The 16,390-nt window shown below is 68.0% G+C and carries 17 protein-coding genes, 1 other RNA gene and 1 pseudogene; 10 read left to right on the top strand and 9 right to left on the bottom strand.

Features of this window, described 5'->3' with window-relative positions:
• The first annotated feature begins 19 nt into the window (after window positions 1-19).
• Window positions 20-1,165: an MFS transporter gene (locus tag KOI35_RS44440; RefSeq protein ID WP_215795806.1), complete on the top strand. Its 1,146-nt coding sequence runs from the start codon at window positions 20-22 to the stop codon at window positions 1,163-1,165.
• Here KOI35_RS44440 and KOI35_RS44435 read toward each other — a convergent pair.
• Together KOI35_RS44435 and KOI35_RS44430 are read right to left on the bottom strand one after the other, a co-directional pair.
• Complete coding sequence (locus KOI35_RS44435; protein ID WP_215795805.1) at window positions 1,162-2,019, bottom strand: aminoglycoside phosphotransferase family protein; 858 nt, start codon at window positions 2,017-2,019, stop codon at window positions 1,162-1,164. The two genes, KOI35_RS44440 and KOI35_RS44435, sit on opposite strands and share 4 nt — an antisense overlap.
• Window positions 2,019-2,927, bottom strand: coding sequence for an HIT family protein (locus KOI35_RS44430; RefSeq protein WP_215795804.1), 909 nt, complete (start codon window positions 2,925-2,927; stop codon window positions 2,019-2,021). Before KOI35_RS44430 ends, KOI35_RS44435 begins: the two co-directional genes overlap by 1 nt.
• A gap of 641 nt (window positions 2,928-3,568) precedes the next feature.
• On the opposite strand from KOI35_RS44430, the gene KOI35_RS44425 reads away from it, so the two are divergent.
• Complete coding sequence (locus tag KOI35_RS44425; RefSeq protein WP_215795803.1) at window positions 3,569-3,844, top strand: hypothetical protein; 276 nt, start codon at window positions 3,569-3,571, stop codon at window positions 3,842-3,844.
• Here the strand turns inward: KOI35_RS44425 and KOI35_RS44420 are convergent.
• From KOI35_RS44420 to KOI35_RS44410, 3 genes are all read right to left on the bottom strand, one after another.
• Complete coding sequence (locus tag KOI35_RS44420) at window positions 3,832-4,269, bottom strand: cytidine deaminase (protein WP_215795802.1); 438 nt, start codon at window positions 4,267-4,269, stop codon at window positions 3,832-3,834. The two genes, KOI35_RS44425 and KOI35_RS44420, sit on opposite strands and share 13 nt — an antisense overlap.
• 371 nt (window positions 4,270-4,640) lie before the next feature.
• Window positions 4,641-4,871, bottom strand: coding sequence for a hypothetical protein (locus tag KOI35_RS44415; protein ID WP_215795801.1), 231 nt, complete (start codon window positions 4,869-4,871; stop codon window positions 4,641-4,643).
• Between the two features lie 4 nt (window positions 4,872-4,875).
• Window positions 4,876-5,463, bottom strand: coding sequence for a hypothetical protein (locus tag KOI35_RS44410; protein WP_215795800.1), 588 nt, complete (start codon window positions 5,461-5,463; stop codon window positions 4,876-4,878).
• Window positions 5,464-5,584: 121 nt separating this feature from the next.
• Here KOI35_RS44410 and KOI35_RS49270 point away from each other — a divergent pair.
• A pseudogene (locus tag KOI35_RS49270) lies at window positions 5,585-5,788 on the top strand (hypothetical protein); the annotation flags it as partial.
• 243 nt (window positions 5,789-6,031) lie between these two features.
• Here KOI35_RS49270 and KOI35_RS44400 read toward each other — a convergent pair.
• Window positions 6,032-7,048: a glycoside hydrolase family protein gene (locus KOI35_RS44400; RefSeq protein WP_308121437.1), complete on the bottom strand. Its 1,017-nt coding sequence runs from the start codon at window positions 7,046-7,048 to the stop codon at window positions 6,032-6,034.
• Window positions 7,049-7,179: 131 nt separating this feature from the next.
• On the opposite strand from KOI35_RS44400, the gene KOI35_RS44395 reads away from it, so the two are divergent.
• From KOI35_RS44395 to KOI35_RS44370, 6 genes are all read left to right on the top strand, one after another.
• The gene (locus KOI35_RS44395; RefSeq protein ID WP_308121436.1) at window positions 7,180-8,199 is read left to right on the top strand and encodes a LacI family DNA-binding transcriptional regulator; all 1,020 of its coding nucleotides are present in this window, start codon (window positions 7,180-7,182) and stop codon (window positions 8,197-8,199) included.
• Complete coding sequence (locus KOI35_RS44390; RefSeq protein WP_215795798.1) at window positions 8,192-9,790, top strand: FAD-dependent oxidoreductase; 1,599 nt, start codon at window positions 8,192-8,194, stop codon at window positions 9,788-9,790. Before KOI35_RS44395 ends, KOI35_RS44390 begins: the two co-directional genes overlap by 8 nt.
• Before the next feature lie 26 nt (window positions 9,791-9,816).
• On the top strand, window positions 9,817-11,043 hold the full coding sequence (locus tag KOI35_RS44385) for an ABC transporter substrate-binding protein (RefSeq protein ID WP_215795797.1): 1,227 nt from the start codon (window positions 9,817-9,819) through the stop codon (window positions 11,041-11,043).
• Window positions 11,040-11,954, top strand: coding sequence for a carbohydrate ABC transporter permease (locus KOI35_RS44380; RefSeq protein ID WP_215795796.1), 915 nt, complete (start codon window positions 11,040-11,042; stop codon window positions 11,952-11,954). Before KOI35_RS44385 ends, KOI35_RS44380 begins: the two co-directional genes overlap by 4 nt.
• The gene (locus KOI35_RS44375; protein ID WP_215795795.1) at window positions 11,944-12,768 is read left to right on the top strand and encodes a carbohydrate ABC transporter permease; all 825 of its coding nucleotides are present in this window, start codon (window positions 11,944-11,946) and stop codon (window positions 12,766-12,768) included. The genes KOI35_RS44380 and KOI35_RS44375 overlap by 11 nt, the downstream gene beginning before the upstream one ends.
• A 126-nt stretch (window positions 12,769-12,894) precedes the next feature.
• Complete coding sequence (locus tag KOI35_RS44370; protein WP_215795794.1) at window positions 12,895-14,280, top strand: hypothetical protein; 1,386 nt, start codon at window positions 12,895-12,897, stop codon at window positions 14,278-14,280.
• Window positions 14,281-14,466: 186 nt separating this feature from the next.
• On the opposite strand, the gene KOI35_RS44365 is transcribed toward KOI35_RS44370, so the two are convergent.
• From KOI35_RS44365 to rnpB, 3 genes are all read right to left on the bottom strand, one after another.
• The gene (locus tag KOI35_RS44365; RefSeq protein ID WP_215795793.1) at window positions 14,467-14,883 is read right to left on the bottom strand and encodes a PIN domain nuclease; all 417 of its coding nucleotides are present in this window, start codon (window positions 14,881-14,883) and stop codon (window positions 14,467-14,469) included.
• Window positions 14,874-15,098, bottom strand: a complete 225-nt coding sequence (gene vapB, locus KOI35_RS44360; RefSeq protein WP_215795792.1) for a type II toxin-antitoxin system VapB family antitoxin — start codon at window positions 15,096-15,098, stop codon at window positions 14,874-14,876. The genes KOI35_RS44365 and vapB overlap by 10 nt, the downstream gene beginning before the upstream one ends.
• 63 nt (window positions 15,099-15,161) lie before the next feature.
• An RNA gene (rnpB, locus tag KOI35_RS44355) (RNase P RNA component class A) lies at window positions 15,162-15,564 on the bottom strand.
• 44 nt (window positions 15,565-15,608) lie between these two features.
• Here rnpB and KOI35_RS44350 point away from each other — a divergent pair.
• On the top strand, window positions 15,609-16,373 hold the full coding sequence (locus tag KOI35_RS44350) for a sulfite exporter TauE/SafE family protein (RefSeq protein WP_215795791.1): 765 nt from the start codon (window positions 15,609-15,611) through the stop codon (window positions 16,371-16,373).
• The last annotated feature ends 17 nt before the right edge of the window (window positions 16,374-16,390 follow it).

Genomic DNA, 16,390 nt, shown 5'->3' with positions numbered 1-16,390 from the left:
TTCGCCTACTGTCAGGTTTGTGACCAGCACCGAGGTTTTCGACGCCCGGCGGGCGCGTGTGGCCACGTCGGCGATCTTTGCTGCTCATGGCGCCGTGACGGGGACGTTTGCGGCGCGTGTGCCGTGGATCGCCGACCACGTCGGGGTGGGGCCCGGCGGACTGGGGATCGCGCTGCTCATGCCCGGTGTCGGGGCGCTGCTCGCGATGCCGTTGTCCGGGCGGCTCGTGCATCGGTTCGACCTGCGTTCCCTCGTACGCGTCCTGATGCTCGCCTGGGTCTTCGCCCTGATGCTGCCGTCGCTGCCCACGTCGTTGTGGCTGCTCTGCGTCACGCTCATCGTCTACGGGGCGACGGCCGGGCTCGCCGATGTGGCCATGAACGCGCACGCCGTGCTGGTCGAGGAGCGCTACGGCCGGTCCGTGATGTCCGGTTTCCACGGGTGGTGGAGTCTCGGCGGGCTGGGCGGTTCGGCCATCGCCGTGTTCGCCGCGCGCGAGGGCCTCGGCGCGCCGGCCCACTTCGGCATCGCGGTCGCCGTGCTGGTCGTGGTGGTGCTGGTCGCGTCGCAGGGGATCGTCCCGCACCGACCGGCGCCCAGCCTCGAGGAGCCGCCCGCGTTCGCCCTGCCCAGCAAGGCCGTGCTGCCGATCGGTCTGGTCGCGTTGTGCGCCGTGTTCGCCGAGGGGGCCAGCCTCGACTGGTCCGCCGTCTATGTCCGCGACCTGCTCGGCAGCCCGGCCGCCACCGCCGCCGCCACGGTGTCGATATTCTCGGTGTGCATGGCGGTCGCCCGCTTCGGCGGCGACTGGGTCGTGCAGAAGATCGGACCGGTCGCCACGGTTCGGCTCAGCGGCGCGATCGCCACGATCGGCGTGCTGATGGTCGTGCTGATCGACCAGGTCGCGCTGGTCATCGCCGGGTTCGGGCTGCTCGGCATCGGTATCGCGGTGGTCGTTCCGCTGGTTTTCGCGGCGGCCGGGCGCAGCGGCGAACATCCGGGGAAAAGCATCGCCGGGGTCGCCGGAATCGCGTACGGAAGCGGCCTGATCGCCCCCGGAATCATCGGCGGAATCGCCCACGCGACCTCGCTGACCGTTTCGTTCGGCATCATCGTCGGCCTGATGGTCGTCATGACGGCCGGCGCCTCGGTCCTGCGGCGCTAATCCAGTTGTGGCTCCAGCATCCGGGCCACGTCGAGCGCCCGGGAACGCGCCTGACCCGACGCCTCGACCGTCCACAATTCGGAGAGAACGCCCATCACATAACCCCAGGCGACAACTCTTTCCCTTTCCTCGTACGCCGTCAGCATGTCGATCCGCTCCGGAACGCGCGCCAGTATTTCCGGGTCACGCCGCTCCGGATCCGGGTTGTAGAGCATCGCCCCGCCGTCGTATCCCGGATCCCCAAACCATCCATGCGGATCGATGGCCAGCCATTCCCCGTCCCGCCCGCGCAGCACATTGCCGTGGTGCAGATCGCCGTGCAGCACCGTTTCCCGGGGCGCGCTGTCGCACAGATCGTCGAACAGTTCGGCCGCCCGATCGACCATGCGCCGGGGAATCGGCCCATCCTGATAACGCTCGAATCCTCCGCGTAGCTTGCGCAGATGCGGCAGATCAAAACCGGTTTCCCGTACGCGGTGAAGCCGGTTCCCCACCTCGACCAGCGCCGCCTCGCCCCCGATGGGCACCGGTCCTCCCGGATCGGCGCGTTCCACGAGAAGCGCGCCTCTGGCCGGGTTCTCGGCCAGCAGCCGGACGGCGCCCTGCCCGTCGAAAACGCGGAGCGCCTCCGCCTCCGGGGCGAGGTGCCCGTCGGCGACACCGAGTTTGAGAACCGCTTTCGTCCCGTCCGCACACGCGGCCGCCGCGACCCAGTGGAACGTCATCGGATAGAGCGCCCCGACCCGTACGTCCCAATCGGCCGCCACCTCGTCGATCAGCGCCGGCAGGTCGGACAGCCAGCGCCGCCCGTCATCACCCCAGTTCTCGGTGACGTTGCGGATCAGCGTTTCCATCACATTCGACTCCGGATCTCGCGGGCCAACTCGGCCTGCGACTCGTCGCTGACGTCCAGAACGCCGTTCTCGGCCATCACGGCGTGGAACTGCTGACGCTCGTACGGAACTCCGGGCGGAAGCGGCGCCAGATGCCAGTGCAGATGACTGTTCCCGAGCCGGCTGCCGAAACTCATCGAATACATTCGCTCGGTCGGCAGGGTGCCCGCGATCGCGCGTGCGACCCGGTGCACGGTGCCCTGAAAGCGCTCGAAAGCCGCCTGGTCGAGGTCGTCCACCCAGCTTTCGAGATGCCGTTTCGGGCCGACCAGCGTGTAGCCGAGCAACGTCGGTTCCCGGTTCAGAAAGGCGATCGTCTCGTCGTCCTCGAACACCACGTGGTGCCGATAATCCGGGTGCCCGGCGACGGTCGCGCAAACGAAACAGGGCCCGTCGGCCACCCGCCGTGCGTACTGCTCGAAATCGAACGCCAGCCGCCGCGCCTCCACGAGCACCTCCGCATCGATCTCCCGCCTCGGCCGCGCCGAGTTGACGTAGTCGCTGCCGAGCGCGAGAAGCGGTTCCGCGAAATCCTCGGCCCCGGTGAGCGCCCACTCCACGAACTCTTCGGGCGACATTTCCCCCGCGACCGTACGGGCGGCCAGATGCCCGACCGCAATCGCCTGGGCCTCGTGCGCGTCGGGCGGATAGAGATCGAGCCCGACATCGTGAAGCGCGGCCTCGAGAAACTCCGGTACCTCGTCCGCGGCGTGCTGGCGCATGACCCCGGCCAGCACGGCCAGGTTGACCCCGTCATATCCCGACGCGAGCAACTCACACGCGGCGTCGATGATCTCGGGGCCGTTCTGCGCGCCGTCCACACTCCACAGGGCGGCCGCCAGCCGCATCCGCTCCAGCGCCCCGTCCACCCGTCGATCATCGTTGATCACCGTCCGGCCCGGCCACAGATTTCCAGCCCCACCCGATGGCAATATCCACAGGCTGGCGGTTGTCCACAGACGGCAGTCCAGGGCGGCCGTTTCCGCGCAGACTGGCTCGATGAACTATCAGGGGCCGTCACTCCGCGCCGACATCTCGCCGGCGATGGTCGAGGCCGCTCGTTCTCTCCCCCCGCGGCGGCTGGACGAGGGCCACTCTGGCGCCGGCCGTCACCGGCTCGAGCCGCACGTTCGTCGCCCGGCTGTTCCAGATCTGTGCGGCCTGGTTGACCACCGAGACGAACTCCTGCGCCTGCCTCGCGTCGTAAAGGAGCACCTCGGGGCGCGGCCGAAGCGGGCGCCGCCGCGGCCACCTGGACGCCGGCGATCGCGGCTGAGTGGGGTGGGCCTGGCCCCGCCGAGCGGGTGGAAACAGGAACTGCGGGCCGGTTTCCGTTGCTGACAGCGTTTCAGCCGACCACGGGGCCGGATGAACACCGTGACCGCAGCCGCCATTTTCCGGCCTCCTCGATCCGGGACCGGGCGCCTCAACGGTCGACTGAGCGCGGCGACTCGCTGTGCGACGAGGTCGTGCGTGGCCGGGAGGTCACGGCGTTGGTAGTTTGCCGGTCATGGAATTCGCCGCCGGTCCGCCCAACAAGTGGGTCGTGACGCTGAGGTCGGGCGCGGTGCTCGAGCTCGCGGCCGACTCCTACAACGAGGAGAACGGCAACGCCGAGTTCCACATCCTGGCCGACGCCACCGCCGATGAGCAGGAAATTCTCGAGATCGTCAGCCGAGGCGCCGGCGGTCGGAGGGTGATCGTGCTGGTCGCCCGCATCCCGATGGCCGAGGTCGGCTCCATCGCGGGTGGCTGGGCCTGGAACGACACCGGTCAGGATGTGTGAGCCGTGGTGGAGGGCCAGTTTTCCCCGTCGCCGAAACGGGTCGCCCAGTAGTACGGGTTGAGCTCCAGCAGGGTCCGCGCGCGCCAGCCGCCCGGGTCGGCGACGGCGGCCTGCACGCCGGGACCCCACAGGGCCAGCCGCTCCTGACAGATGCCGCACGGCGCCAGCACGAAGATCTCAGCGGTCCCGGCCTCACGACCCACGCAGACCGAGGCCGTCACCCGCTTGTCGAGCGTGTAAGCCTGGCAGATCGCCCCGGTCTCGTGGCACAGGGTGACGCCGGCGTTGATGTTGTCGAGGCAGACGCTGGTCAGGATCTGACCGTCCTCGAGGTACAGGGCCGCCGCGCCGCCGTATTCTTCGGCGGGCCAGCGGCGGTTCATCTGATCAACTGCCGCATCGACCAGTCGTTGATCGAGATCCATCCAGCGAGAGTACCGGCGACGCCACGCCGGTCATGGGGAGAAGGCGTCGCCCCGGTCAGCTGATGGAGGGGTCGCGCCGGTCATCGTGCGATGGCGTCGGGCCGATCAGCTTTTGGAGGGGTCGCGTCGGTCATTGGGCGATGGCGTCGGGCTGGTCAGCTTTGGAGGGGCTGGCGCCGGTAGAAAGGCGTCGGCTGGTCAGCGGGAAATGGCGCCGCGCCGGCAATCGGGAGAAAGCGCCGGGCCGGTGAGGGGGAGAAAGCACCGCGCCGGCAAACTGGGGACGGCGCCGCGCCGGTCAGTGGGTGAAGGCGCCGCGCCAGTCAGCGGGAGAGAGCGCGCCGGTCAGCGGACGATGGGGGCTGTCCCCTTTAGCGGGTGAACGGGTTGCGGCCGGTCGCGGTCAGGTAGAGCGGCACGAACACCACCCACAGAATGAGGCACCCTAGGAACCAGGCAGCCGGCGTCTCGATCCGGAGCGAGCCGAGCGACACCGTCGGGGTGTCGCCGCGCGATTGGCGTGTCTGGGCGTCGCGATAGACCCAGACGTCGACCGTCAGGGCCGCCGCGAGAACGACCAGGGATGCCGCCAGTGCGCCCACACCCTCAGCGTGCCTTGTCTGCCTTGCGCATGTCGGCCAACTGCAGGGCCAACTGGACCGCGAACTCGACCCCGGCCATCCGGACGGCCAGCGCCCGCGTCGGGTGCGCGTGCCCGGCCGAGGCGAGGCGGGCCCGCCAGCGCTTCTCGAGCACGCGACGGCCGGCCAACGCGGCCACCGACAGACCCATGACCCCCGCCGCCAGCACAGCCTTGCGCTTGTCGAACGATCCGTCGGGTTCCGACGATGCCGGGCCGCTGGGGGATGCAAGGCTTTTGGGGGATGCCGGGTGGCCGGGTGACGCCGGGTCGATGGGTGCGGCCGGGTCGCCGGAGGTGGGATCCGGGGCGGCGATGCCGAGAGAATGCTCCGACCCGGGCGCGACGAGACGCAACGAGACCGGACCGTCCGGCGCGGACGAAGACGATGAGGACGACGGCGACACCGCGTATCCGATCGCTCCGATCACCGCGACCGCTCCCGCACGCGTCAGCCGGCGCCGGGCCGGTGAGAGGTCGCCGGCGGCGATCCAGGTGCCGCTCAGGGTTGCCTGCAGAGCCGCCATCGCGAGGGCGCGCGGGTATGAAGCCATGGATCGACGGTAGCCCCGCCTGGCAACAAGATCAGCGCGCCCGGCTCCGGGCGAGCAGTTGCGCGGCCACACTTCCGGCAAAATCGATCATGGTTACGCGCCACGCGAGACCGCGCACGGGATGAGGGTGACCCTGGGCCGCCAGACGAGCCAGCCAGCGTTTCTCCAAGCGGCGCTGGATGACGATGGACGTGACCACCAATGTTGCAGCGGCGGCGCCGAATGCCAGCGACGGCGGCTCACCCGTCGGTCGTCGAGCACCGTCGAAGGCGCCGTGTTCAGAGGTGCCGCGATCGAAGGCGCCGTGTTCAGAAGCGCCGCGCTCAAAGGCGCCGTGTTCAGAAGTGCCGCGTTCGGAAGCGTCACGCTCGAAGGCGCCGCGCTCGAAGGCGCCGCGCTCGAAGCTGGCAACGGCCCGCGCCGCGATCATGCCGGCCCGTACGGCTCGGCGCCGCGCGGGGGCGAGCTCACCGGCCGCCACCCAAGCGCCGGTCAAGCCCGCCCGCACTGCTGCCCGGGCCAGGATCTGTGGATACGTGACAGCACCCATCAACCAAAGGTAGGCCCGTCAGGCGGCTCGCGCGATGCAGATGCGGGCACTCAACCGCGGACCGGCCTCGTAGAACATGTACTGCGTCCCGCCGTCGGTGCCGAAGGAGGGCGCCGCCGCCCGGCCGTTGTCCGAAGCGGCAGGGGAGTAGAAGACGCCCAGGTGGTTCTCGCGGTCGAACGACGGCCCGACCTCGGTGATCCGCATCTTGCCGTCGTTGCCGTGGTAGGCCACGTAGACCGTGTTGTTGCGGAACACCAGCGACGGCCCCGAGATGTCGGTGAGCCCGTCGCCTTGCGGGCGTACGAGCGGTGTCTGTGCGAACTGCCAGCCGCTCCAGCCGTTGGGCGACCAGCCGTGGTAGATGTAGCGCTTCCCGCCGAGCACTCCCATGTAGACCATCGTGTACTTGTTGCCCTTGCCGGGAATCGAGTGTTCGAAGACCCGCGCGTACGACGTCTCGGTGAGCCCGGAGACGAGGTTCGTACTCAAAATGGGGGTTTCGTCGCGGAACGAGAGACCGTCGGACGACCGGGCCACGCGGGTCGTGGTGTTCTCGCCGTGGAAGTAGAGGAAGAACTGTCTGGTGGCCGCGTCCCAGGTCACGTGTGGGGATGACACGTGCGAGACGGTCGTGCTGGGCAGCACGTTGTCGATCACCGGGTTGTTCGAGTATTCCGAGAACGGCCCGTTGAGCGAGTCGGCCCCGGCGACGCAGATGCCGCCCGGCTTCTCGTGCGGCGCGTAGTACAGGTAGTAGCGGCTGCGGGCGCCGCTGACCTTGTCGTAGACGCCCCGGATGCACGGGAAGATGAACTCCCCGGTCGGGTTGTAGCGCAGCGGCATCTTGAGCGCGTCACGCAGATACGTGTAGGTGGGCATGCCGGCCGGTCCGGCCGCGCGAGCCGCGTCCGGGAAAGCGCCAAGTCCGGCGATTCCGGCTATACCGGCAGCGCCGCGAATCAGTGAGCGTCGATCCATGGGGAAGGCCTCCAAGCCGACGAAGAAGCGGGGGATGCCCAGAAGTTTCACCACCGTTAACAACCCCGGTCAACCCGCTAATAGGTATTAGTGCAGGGGATTCCTTGACGCGCCCCATCGACAGGCCCGACGATCGGTCCACGTTTGTTAATGCGTATTAGCGGCGTAACAGAGGAGACACCGACGTGCCATCGAGCAGCCGGCGGGTGACGCAGCAGGACATCGCCCGGATGACCGGCGTCAGCCAGACGACCGTGTCGATCGTGCTCAACGAGCGCGACGACGCCGCCGTCCGGATCGCGCCGGAAACCCGGGAACGCGTGCTCGCGGCCATCCGGCGTACGGGCTATGTGGCCGACCCGATCGCCCGCCGCCTGGCCGCCCAGCGCAACCGTTTCCTCGGCGTCTTCACCTACGAGCCGGTGTTCCCGGCCGGGCTGGGCGACTTCTACCACCCGTTCCTGGTCGGCATCGAGGAGTGCGCCGAGAGCATCGGCTGCGATCTGCTGTTGTTCACCAGCGCGCCGGTCATCGACGGCCGCCGCCGGATCTTCTCGCAGGACAACCGCCTGCGCCTGGCCGACGGCTGCGTCCTGCTCGGTCGCCGGCTCGACCCGGCCGACCTGGCCCGGCTGATCGCGGAGGGGCAGCCGTTCGTCAGCGTCGGCCGTCGCGACGACGCCGGCGGTCCGGTTCCCTACGTGGGCGCCGACTACCCCAAGGCAACTGCTTCCCAGGTACGGCGTGCAGCCGAGCTCGGCCATCGACGGATCGCCTACGTCGGGCAGGGTGCCGGCCCGGAGTCGCACGCCGACCGTTTCCACGGCTTCACCACCGCAACCCAGGAGGCTGGCATCACCGGCTTGCACTTCAAAACCGACGAATCACCACTGGACCAGGCCCTGGCGGCGCACTGCACGGCGATCTTCGTCGAGGAGTTCGCGGACGGGGCCGTGCTCGCCGACGAGGCCGCCCGGCGGGGACTACGCGTACCGGAAGACCTGTCCTTTGTGGCTCTGGGTGATCCCACCCGGCCGGCCAGCACGGATCTCGACTTCACCGGCTATCGCATTCCGCGACGGGAGATGGGCTGGCAGGCGGTGGAGGTACTCTCCGCGATCCTGGACGGGACCGGCGGCGAGACCCAGCGCATCCTGCCCTGCGAGCCGGTCGCCGGCGCGACGCTGGCGGTGGCCCATGTCTGAGATGCACGCCGACGTCGTCGTGATCGGCGGCGGCCTCGGGGGAGTGGCGGCCGCGCTGGCCGCCCTCCGAGCCGGTCGCTCGGTGATCCTGACCGAGCAGTTCGCCTGGCTCGGCGGCCAGTTGACCAGCCAGGCCGTGCCGCCGGACGAGCACAGCTGGGTCGAGCGGTTCGGCGTCACGGCCAGCTACCGGGCCCTGCGCGACGGCATCCGGGAGTACTACCGCGCGAACTATCCGCTCACCGACCGGGCCCGCCGCACCCGCGATCTCAACCCCGGGGCCGGCCATGTGAGCCGTCTCTGTCACGAGCCGCGGGTCGCCGTGGCCGTGCTCGAGGCGATGCTCGCGCCGTACCGGGGGTCGGGCCGGCTGACCGTCCTGCAACCTGCTGTGCCGGTGTCCGCCGAGACGGACGGTGACCGGGTCACCGCCGTCACCGTCCGCCACCACGGCGACGATCACGTGCTGACCGCGCCGTACATCCTCGACGCGACCGAGACCGGCGACCTGCTGCCGATGACCGGCGCCGAATACGTGACCGGGGCTGAGTCCCAGGCCGAGACCGGCGAGCCCAGCGCCCCCGAGATCGGCGACCCGGCCAACATGCAGGCGCTTTCGGTGTGCTTCGCCGTGGATCACGTCGACGGCGATCACACCATCGACAAGCCGTCCTCGTACGGGTTCTGGCGCGACTACCAGCCCCCGTTCTGGGGCGCGCGCATGCTGTCGTGGCAGACACCCAACCCCCGTACGCTGCAGCTCTCGACCCGCTCGTTCACCCCCAACCCGGACGACGACCCGTGGCTCGTCGACGCCGACCAGCGGGTCAACCCGGGCGACGGCAACCTGTGGACGTTCCGGCGCATCGCCGCCCGCCGCAACTTCACCGACGGGTTCTACCCCAGCGACATCTGCCTGGTGAACTGGCCGATGATCGACTACTTCGAGCAGCCGTACGTGGACGGTCCTGATCCCTTGATCGTCGAGGCCAACGCCCGGGAGCTGTCCTTCTCGGTGCTCTACTGGCTGCAGACCGAGGCGCCGCGCCCGGACGGGGGTACGGGCTGGCCGAGTCTGCGACTGCGTGGCGACGTCACCGGAAGTGCGGACGGGCTCGCGATGGCCCCGTACGTGCGGGAAGGCCGTCGCATCCGGGCCGAGTACACGGTTGTCGAGCAAGATCTTTCCCTTTCCGTACGCGGTGACAAAGGCGCTGTCGCATACGGGGACGCAGTGGGTGTCGGTATGTATCGCATCGATCTGCACCCCTCGACCGGTGGCGACAATTACATCGACGTGGCCAGTTGCCCGTTCGAGATCCCGCTCGGCGCCCTGATTCCGCAGCGCCTGGAAAATCTGCTGCCGGCCGGCAAGAACCTCGGCACCACCCACATCACCAACGGCTCCTATCGGCTGCACCCGGTCGAGTGGAACACCGGTGAGGTGGCGGGCGCGCTGGCCGCGTTCTGCCTCGACCGGTCGGTGACACCCCGGGCCGTACGCAACACCCCCGATCTGCTCGCCGAATTCCAAGCCCACCTGATCACCGACGGTGTCGAGCTGCGCTGGCCCGACATCAGCGGTTACTGATTCTCATGCAGAAAGGAGCACCTTCTATGCGACGCCTTCTCGCCGGAATAGCCACCGTTGCCCTGTTCGGCTCGCTCACCGCGTGCGGTGGCGGCGATGACGCCGGGTCGGACGGCCCGATCACGCTGCGCATGACGACCTGGTCGGCCAACGAGGCCCACGTCAAACTGTTCGACTCGATCGCGGCCGAATACAAGACGACCCATCCCGACGTGACCGTGAAGTTCGACGCGCTGCCGTTCGAGAACTACACGACCACGGTCACCACGCAGATCGCCGGCGGGAACGCGCCCGACATCGCGTGGATTCTCGAGGGGTCGGCGCCCGATTTCGTGGCCTCGGGGGCATTGGCGCCCCTGGATGACAGCATCGAGAACGCCGCCGACCTCGTCCCGGCCGCGACCGCCCTGTGGAAGTCCGACGGCAAACTGATGGCCTACCCGTTCTCGACGTCGCCGTTCGGGGTTTTCGTCAACACCGACATGGTCAAGACGCTCCCGGCCCAGTGGACCTGGGAGAACGCCATCGCGGCGGCGTCGGCCGCGGCGAAGAAGACCGGCAAACAGGGCCTGGTGGTCCGCGACTTCGACTACAAGGACTGGACCAACCTGACCTCGGTCTTCCGCGGCTGGGGCGCCGAGGCGTGGTCGGCCGACGGCAAGACCTGCGGCTTCGACCAGAAGCCGATGGTCGACGCGATGACCTTCCTGCACAAGGCGATCTTCACCGACAAGGCGTTGCCCGCCCCCGGCGTCTCCGCCGACTTCTTCGCCGGCGAATCGGCCATGACGATCGCGCAGATCTCGCGGGCGTCGCTGCTCAAGGAGGACGGCTTCGGCTGGACGCTGGTGCCGCTGCCGGCCGGTCCCGCCGGTGACTACTCGGTGATCGGGCAGGGCGGCCTCGGCGTACTCAAGAAGGGTAAGAACGCGTCGGCCGCGGCCGAGTTCGTCAAGTTCTTCACCAACGAGGCCAACAGCGCGAAGCTGGCCCAGTTCTTCCCGCCGCCCCGGAAGTCCCAGCTCAACGCCGAGACGCTGGCCAAGGCGAACCCGCTGCTCAAGCCCGACCAGCTGCAGGACGTGGTGATCGACGGCATCGCCGACGGCGTGGTCAAGCCGAGCCACACCGGCAGTGCCGAGATCAATCAGGCCGTACGGGCGGCTCTGGACCCGCTGTGGAAGCCCGACGCCGACGTTCCCGCGGTGCTCAGTGGCGTGTGCACGGCCATCACGCCGCTGCTCGCCAAATGACCGTTCGCACCCCGTTGACGCGCCGCCGCTTCTGGACCACGCGGCGGCGCGATCAACTGACCGGGTATGTCTTCATCACGCCGGCCCTGCTCGGCTCGCTCGCGTTCGTGTTCCTGCCGCTGGCCCTGGTCGTCTGGTACAGCCTGCACGAATGGAACGTGCTGGCCGACACGTTCAATTTCGTCGGCGCCGACAATTACCGCAAGCTGGCCGATGACCCGAACGTGCCCGCCGTTCTGCGCGCGACCGCGTTCTTCTCGATCGGCCTGGTCGTCTTCAATCTGGCCCTGGCCCTGCTGCTGGCCGTGCTGCTGAACCAGAAACTACGCGGCACCACGTTCTTCCGGGTGCTGTTCTTCTCGCCGGTCGTCGTCTCGTTGCTGGCCTGGACGATCGTGTGGGGTTTCCTGCTGCAGGACAACGGCGGCCTGAACGGCATTCTGAACGCCATCGGAATCGACGGCCCGAACTGGCTGCGCTCCGGCGGAACGGCGATGATCTCGGTCGTCATCGTCCAGGTCTTCAAGAACGTCGGCCTGAACATGGTGCTTTTCCTGGCCGCGCTGCAGGGTGTTCCCGTCTCTCTGCAAGAGGCAGCCCGAGTTGACGGCGCCTCTCCGTGGCGGGTCTTCCGCAGCATCACGCTGCCGATGATCAGCCCCACCATTCTGCTCACGTCCATCATCACGGTCGTCGGTTCGCTGCAGGTCTTCGCCCAGATCAGCGTCCTGACCCAGGGCGGCCCCGGCACGTCGACCACGGTGCTCGTCTATTACCTGTATCAGCAGGCGTTCCAGTTCCACGCCTTCGGTTACGGCTCGACCCTGTCGATCCTGCTGTTCCTGATCGTGCTGGCCCTGACCGTCCTGCAATGGCAGATGCGCAAGAGGTGGGTCTTCCATGAGAACTAGGACCAAGCTTTTCCTGTACGGGATCCTGCTCGTCCTCTGCGTACCATTCGTGTTCCCCACCTGGTGGATGATCACGAGTTCCTTCAAACCGAACGCCGACATCTTCTCGCCGTCCCTGTGGCCCTCCACGTGGACGTTCGAGCCCTGGCGCCAGGTCTTCGAGATGCAGCCGTTCGCCCAGCAGTACTGGAACAGCGCCTACATCGCCGTGGTCGTCACGCTGGGCACCCTGGTCGTCTCGTCGATGGCCGGCTACGCCTTCGCGCGCATCCGTTTCCGCGGCCAGAACTTCCTGTTCCTGGTCGTCCTGGTCGGCCTGCTCATCCCGAGTGAGGTGACGATCGTCCCGCTGTTCCGCATCTTCAACAGCCTGGGCCTGGTCGACACCCACTGGCCGCTGATCCTGGTGCCGATGCTGGGCCCGCCGAGCGTCCTGGCCACGTTCATCATGCGCCAGTTCTTCATCACGCTCCCCGGCGAGTTGGAGGAGGCGGCCCGCATGGACGGCCTGGGCCGCCCCGCCATCTTCCGCAAAATCGCCCTGCCACTGGCCCGCCCCGCACTGGGAGCGGTAGCCATCTTCACGTTCCTGCACAGCTGGAACCTCTACCTGGAACCAGTCGTCTACATCTCGACCCGGACGAAATACACGTTGCCGCAGGCCTTGACCCAGTTCACCGACGCCTACCAGGGCCAACTCTGGAACGTCCAACTGTCGGCGGCGTCCATGACCGCCATCCCCGTCCTGATCGTCTTCGTGATCGCCCAGCGCCAGTTCATCGAGGGCCTGGCCCACACCGGCCTCAAGGGCTGACGGTCCTGTTCCGGACAGACGGGAGTGCACAGTAACAATCCCGCTTGTGGTCAAGCCCCGGCTCCGGCTAAGCCGAGAGACGTCAGAACGACCGGAACGCCGGGAGATCGACCGGGGTGAGAGCGCATGGAAAACGATGAGTCCGCGGCGGCCGAAACGCAGCCGCCCAGGATCGATGACGACGTGCTCGACGCGGCCCGGAAGGCCCGATCCGCGGCGGCGATACTGGGCGCGCGCAAGGTTTACACGCGCCTTCTCCGCGAGACCGTCGATGCCGAATACGCGCAGGCGGTCGGGGCGATCCGCCAATTCAACGGGGGAGGGGCCGCCGAGGAGGCCGCGAAAAGGGCGGTTGTCGACATAAATTCGTACCAGGTCTGGGATTACGTGCTGGTCGACTCGGAGTACAGCGACAGCGTCCTCAGCTGGGTTGCCGGCGGAACCTTCGCCGGCTGCCTTGTTGCCGCCACGGTCCATGTCGTCCAGGAATTCTCGTGGTCTCGGCTGGGTCTGGGAGCCCTCTACCTGGTGGTCGCGCTGGCCAGCGCGTTCGGGACCTTCCTCCTTCTGCTCCTGATCAGTGAAAGTAGACTCATCACCGCACGGAGCTGGCGGAACGGTATCGGAACGTTGATCCTGGTCGCCTCCGGTTACGGTTTGCTTGACCTCTACCGGATCGGCTCGTTCTGGAGCGAAGCCATCTTTGTGGGAGCGTTCTTCTCGTTCACGCTCCTCCTTCTGGTAGCCATGGTGACCCAGGTGTCTCGCGTCGTGATCGCTCTCACCTATCGCCATACCTGGTCCAGGTACACCGATCAGGAGATAGTGCAGAGCCTCGCATCGGTCCTTCATCGGTTGGATCAAGCCGAGAAAGCGTCCAACGGTCAAGGGGCTCGGGGTGACTTGGCGGGGCACTCGATACGGGCCGGCAGCACCCTGAATCACGTCGCGTCCTGCATGGAGGATCGTCTTCCGAGATGGTTCGGTCTCGGTGAGGGGACGGCGCTGCAGACCTCCGTTCGTCAGCAGTTGTCCGGAGTGGCCGACCATGTGCGAGTGCTTGCCCACCGCTGCCTGCTCCCACGGGCCGGCGATTACGAACAATTGCGGGAGAGCGTTTCCAAGTTGCTGATCTCGGCGGCCCGGGGCGAGCTGGGTGCATGGGAGTCGATCGACGTGACCGGCGCTCCCGAGCAGACATCGAGCCCGCGTGAGGTGCCGCGGCGACGGCTTCGCCTCGGCGGCGGCCTTCTCCAGCTCATCCCCCTGGTCCTGGTGACAGCGGGAATCGCGTTCCTCTACCGGAGCAACCCCAAGTCGAGCCTGCTCGCTCCCGAGATCGTTGGCCCGCTGATGGCGGCCGCCTTCGCCTATCTGAGCACCATGATTCTGAGCGGAATCGGCCCGGGCAGCCGCGCCGCCCCCGGGCCCGACGGTGTGTCCGGCCCGGATCGGCCCGCCCTGTCGGCCCGCATCGGTCGAAAGGTGGAGCGGCCGGCCCTCCCGGGCTGACCGGCGGGCCGGCCCGTCAACGCTTGCTAGTCAGCAACTGACGCTTTCCGGAGGAAATGTAAACACCCCGATCGGGCGGTTGCCGAAGCTACTCATCGCCGGCGCCGGCCATCTAGGCCAGGAAAGTTGCGTTGGTCCGCGAGGGCCCGGCAAGCGCGCAGGCGGAGGAGCGGCCCAGGCCGGCAGTCAGCTCGCGAGAGTCTCGACGGGCTGGCCGGTGATCGAGGCGATGAGGTCGAAATCCTTGTCGACTGCCAGGACGGTCAGCCCGGTCTTCTCGGCGGTTGCCGCGATCAGCAGGTCGGGAATGGATGGTGCGCGATGCTGGCCGCGGTCGGCCATGAGCATCTGCACCTCGAAGGCTCTGTCCTCGATGGCCGGTGTCAGATGCTCGATCGGCATCAAGGACAGGGGAGGCAGAGCGAACTGACGGCGTCCGGTGTCGCCGGAGCGGGCCGAATAGCCCAGCTCGAGCCGGGTGATCGTGGACAGCCGGACGAGTCCGCGACTGATCCGCGCGCTCCATTCACCGCGGTTTGCCGCTTGGCCGAGTTGCAGCCGCACGTAGGCGGACTTGTCGATCAGCCAGCTCGTCACCGCCATGCGTCGCCCATCACCGCGGGGTCCGTCAGATCGGCGAAGGCGTCGGCGGATCGCTGCCAGTCCTCGTCGGTGACCATTCGTTCACCGGTCGGCTGTGGGCCCTCCTCGAACTTGCGGCGCAGATACTCGTTACGAGAAAGTCCGAGATTGGCGGCCGAGGCATCGATGCGGTCGATGGCTTCCTGGCTCAGATCGCGGATCAGGATGTTAGGCATGAGCACCTCCGAGCCGCCGATGATATCACGATATCATCGGCTCGGCGCCAATCTTGGAAGCGACGGACGAGTTGGCCTGTACGCCGGATTCTGTCCGGGCGACCTGCGTCGCCCTGGGCGGTCATCCATCTAGGCCGGCCGTTGCCGGCTCGGCTCGTGCAGCCTACCCGCAGGCTCGGGCGAGCAGCCCTCGAACGCCTGCGCCGGCCACCGCCTTGCGGCCGTGGCCTTTCTTGGCCTTGCTCCGGGTGGGGTTTACCTAGCCACCCCGGTCACCCGGGGTGCTGGTGAGCTCTTACCTCACCGTTTCACCCTTACCGGCCCACGAGGGGCCGGCGGTCTGTTCTCTGTGGCACTGTCCCGCGGGTCGCCCCGGGTTGCCGTTAACAACCACCCTGCTCTGCGGAGTCCGGACGTTCCTCGGCGACACCCCGGAGGGTGCCGACGCGACCGCCTGGCCGACTCGTCCGTCGCCCCGCCAGTGTACGAGGCCGTAGATTCGAGCCTGCCATGGATCTCCCACACGTGCTCCTACTGGTTGTCGCCGGGCTCGCGGCGGGCACGGTCAACGCGATCGCCGGCGGCGGATCGCTGATCACCTTTCCGAGCCTGATCGCCACGGGGCTGCCCTCGGTGGCGGCCAACGTCACCAACTCTGTCTCGGTCTTTCCGGGGTACGTCTCCAGCGTCGTCGGCAGCCGTGCCGACCTGGCGGGGCAGCGCGGTCGCCTCGTGCGGGTCCTGCCGACGTGTGTGGCCGGGTCGGCCGCCGGGTGTGTGCTGTTGCTGGTGACGCCGGAGAGCGCCTTCGAACTGATCGTGCCGTTCCTGGTGCTCGGTGCCGCGGCGACGCTCGCGTTTCAGCAGCGGCTGCGCGGGCTGGTCGGGCATCCGCGGGCCATGTCCGAGCGGCGTGCAGCGATCACGTTGCAGGTGGTCGTCTTTGTCGGCGCGGTCTACGGCGGCTACTTCGGAGCGGCCCTGGGCGTCATGTACGTGGCGTCTCTCGCCCTGATCCTCGACGAACCCCTGAACCGCATCAACGCCCTCAAGAACGTCCTCTCGGCCTCGGTCGGCCTGATCACCGTGCTGGTCTTCGCGTTCTTCGCCCCGGTCGACTGGGCCGCCGTCCTCGTGCTGGCCCCGGCTACCATCGTCGGCGGTTACGCGGGCGCCAAACTGGCCCAGCGGCTGCCCGCCGGCGTGCTGCGCGCCGTGATCGTCACGTTCGGCACCGCGATCGGCCTGCTCCTGCTCTACCGAGCCCTGACCTGACCTGATGAAAAAGCGAG

It is taken from the genome of Paractinoplanes bogorensis, assembly GCF_018829635.1.
Taxonomy (GTDB): Bacteria; Actinomycetota; Actinomycetes; order Mycobacteriales; family Micromonosporaceae; genus Actinoplanes; species Actinoplanes bogorensis.
The sequence above is the reverse complement of the archived record's forward strand: the minus strand, read 5'-3'. Positions and strand labels throughout refer to the sequence as shown.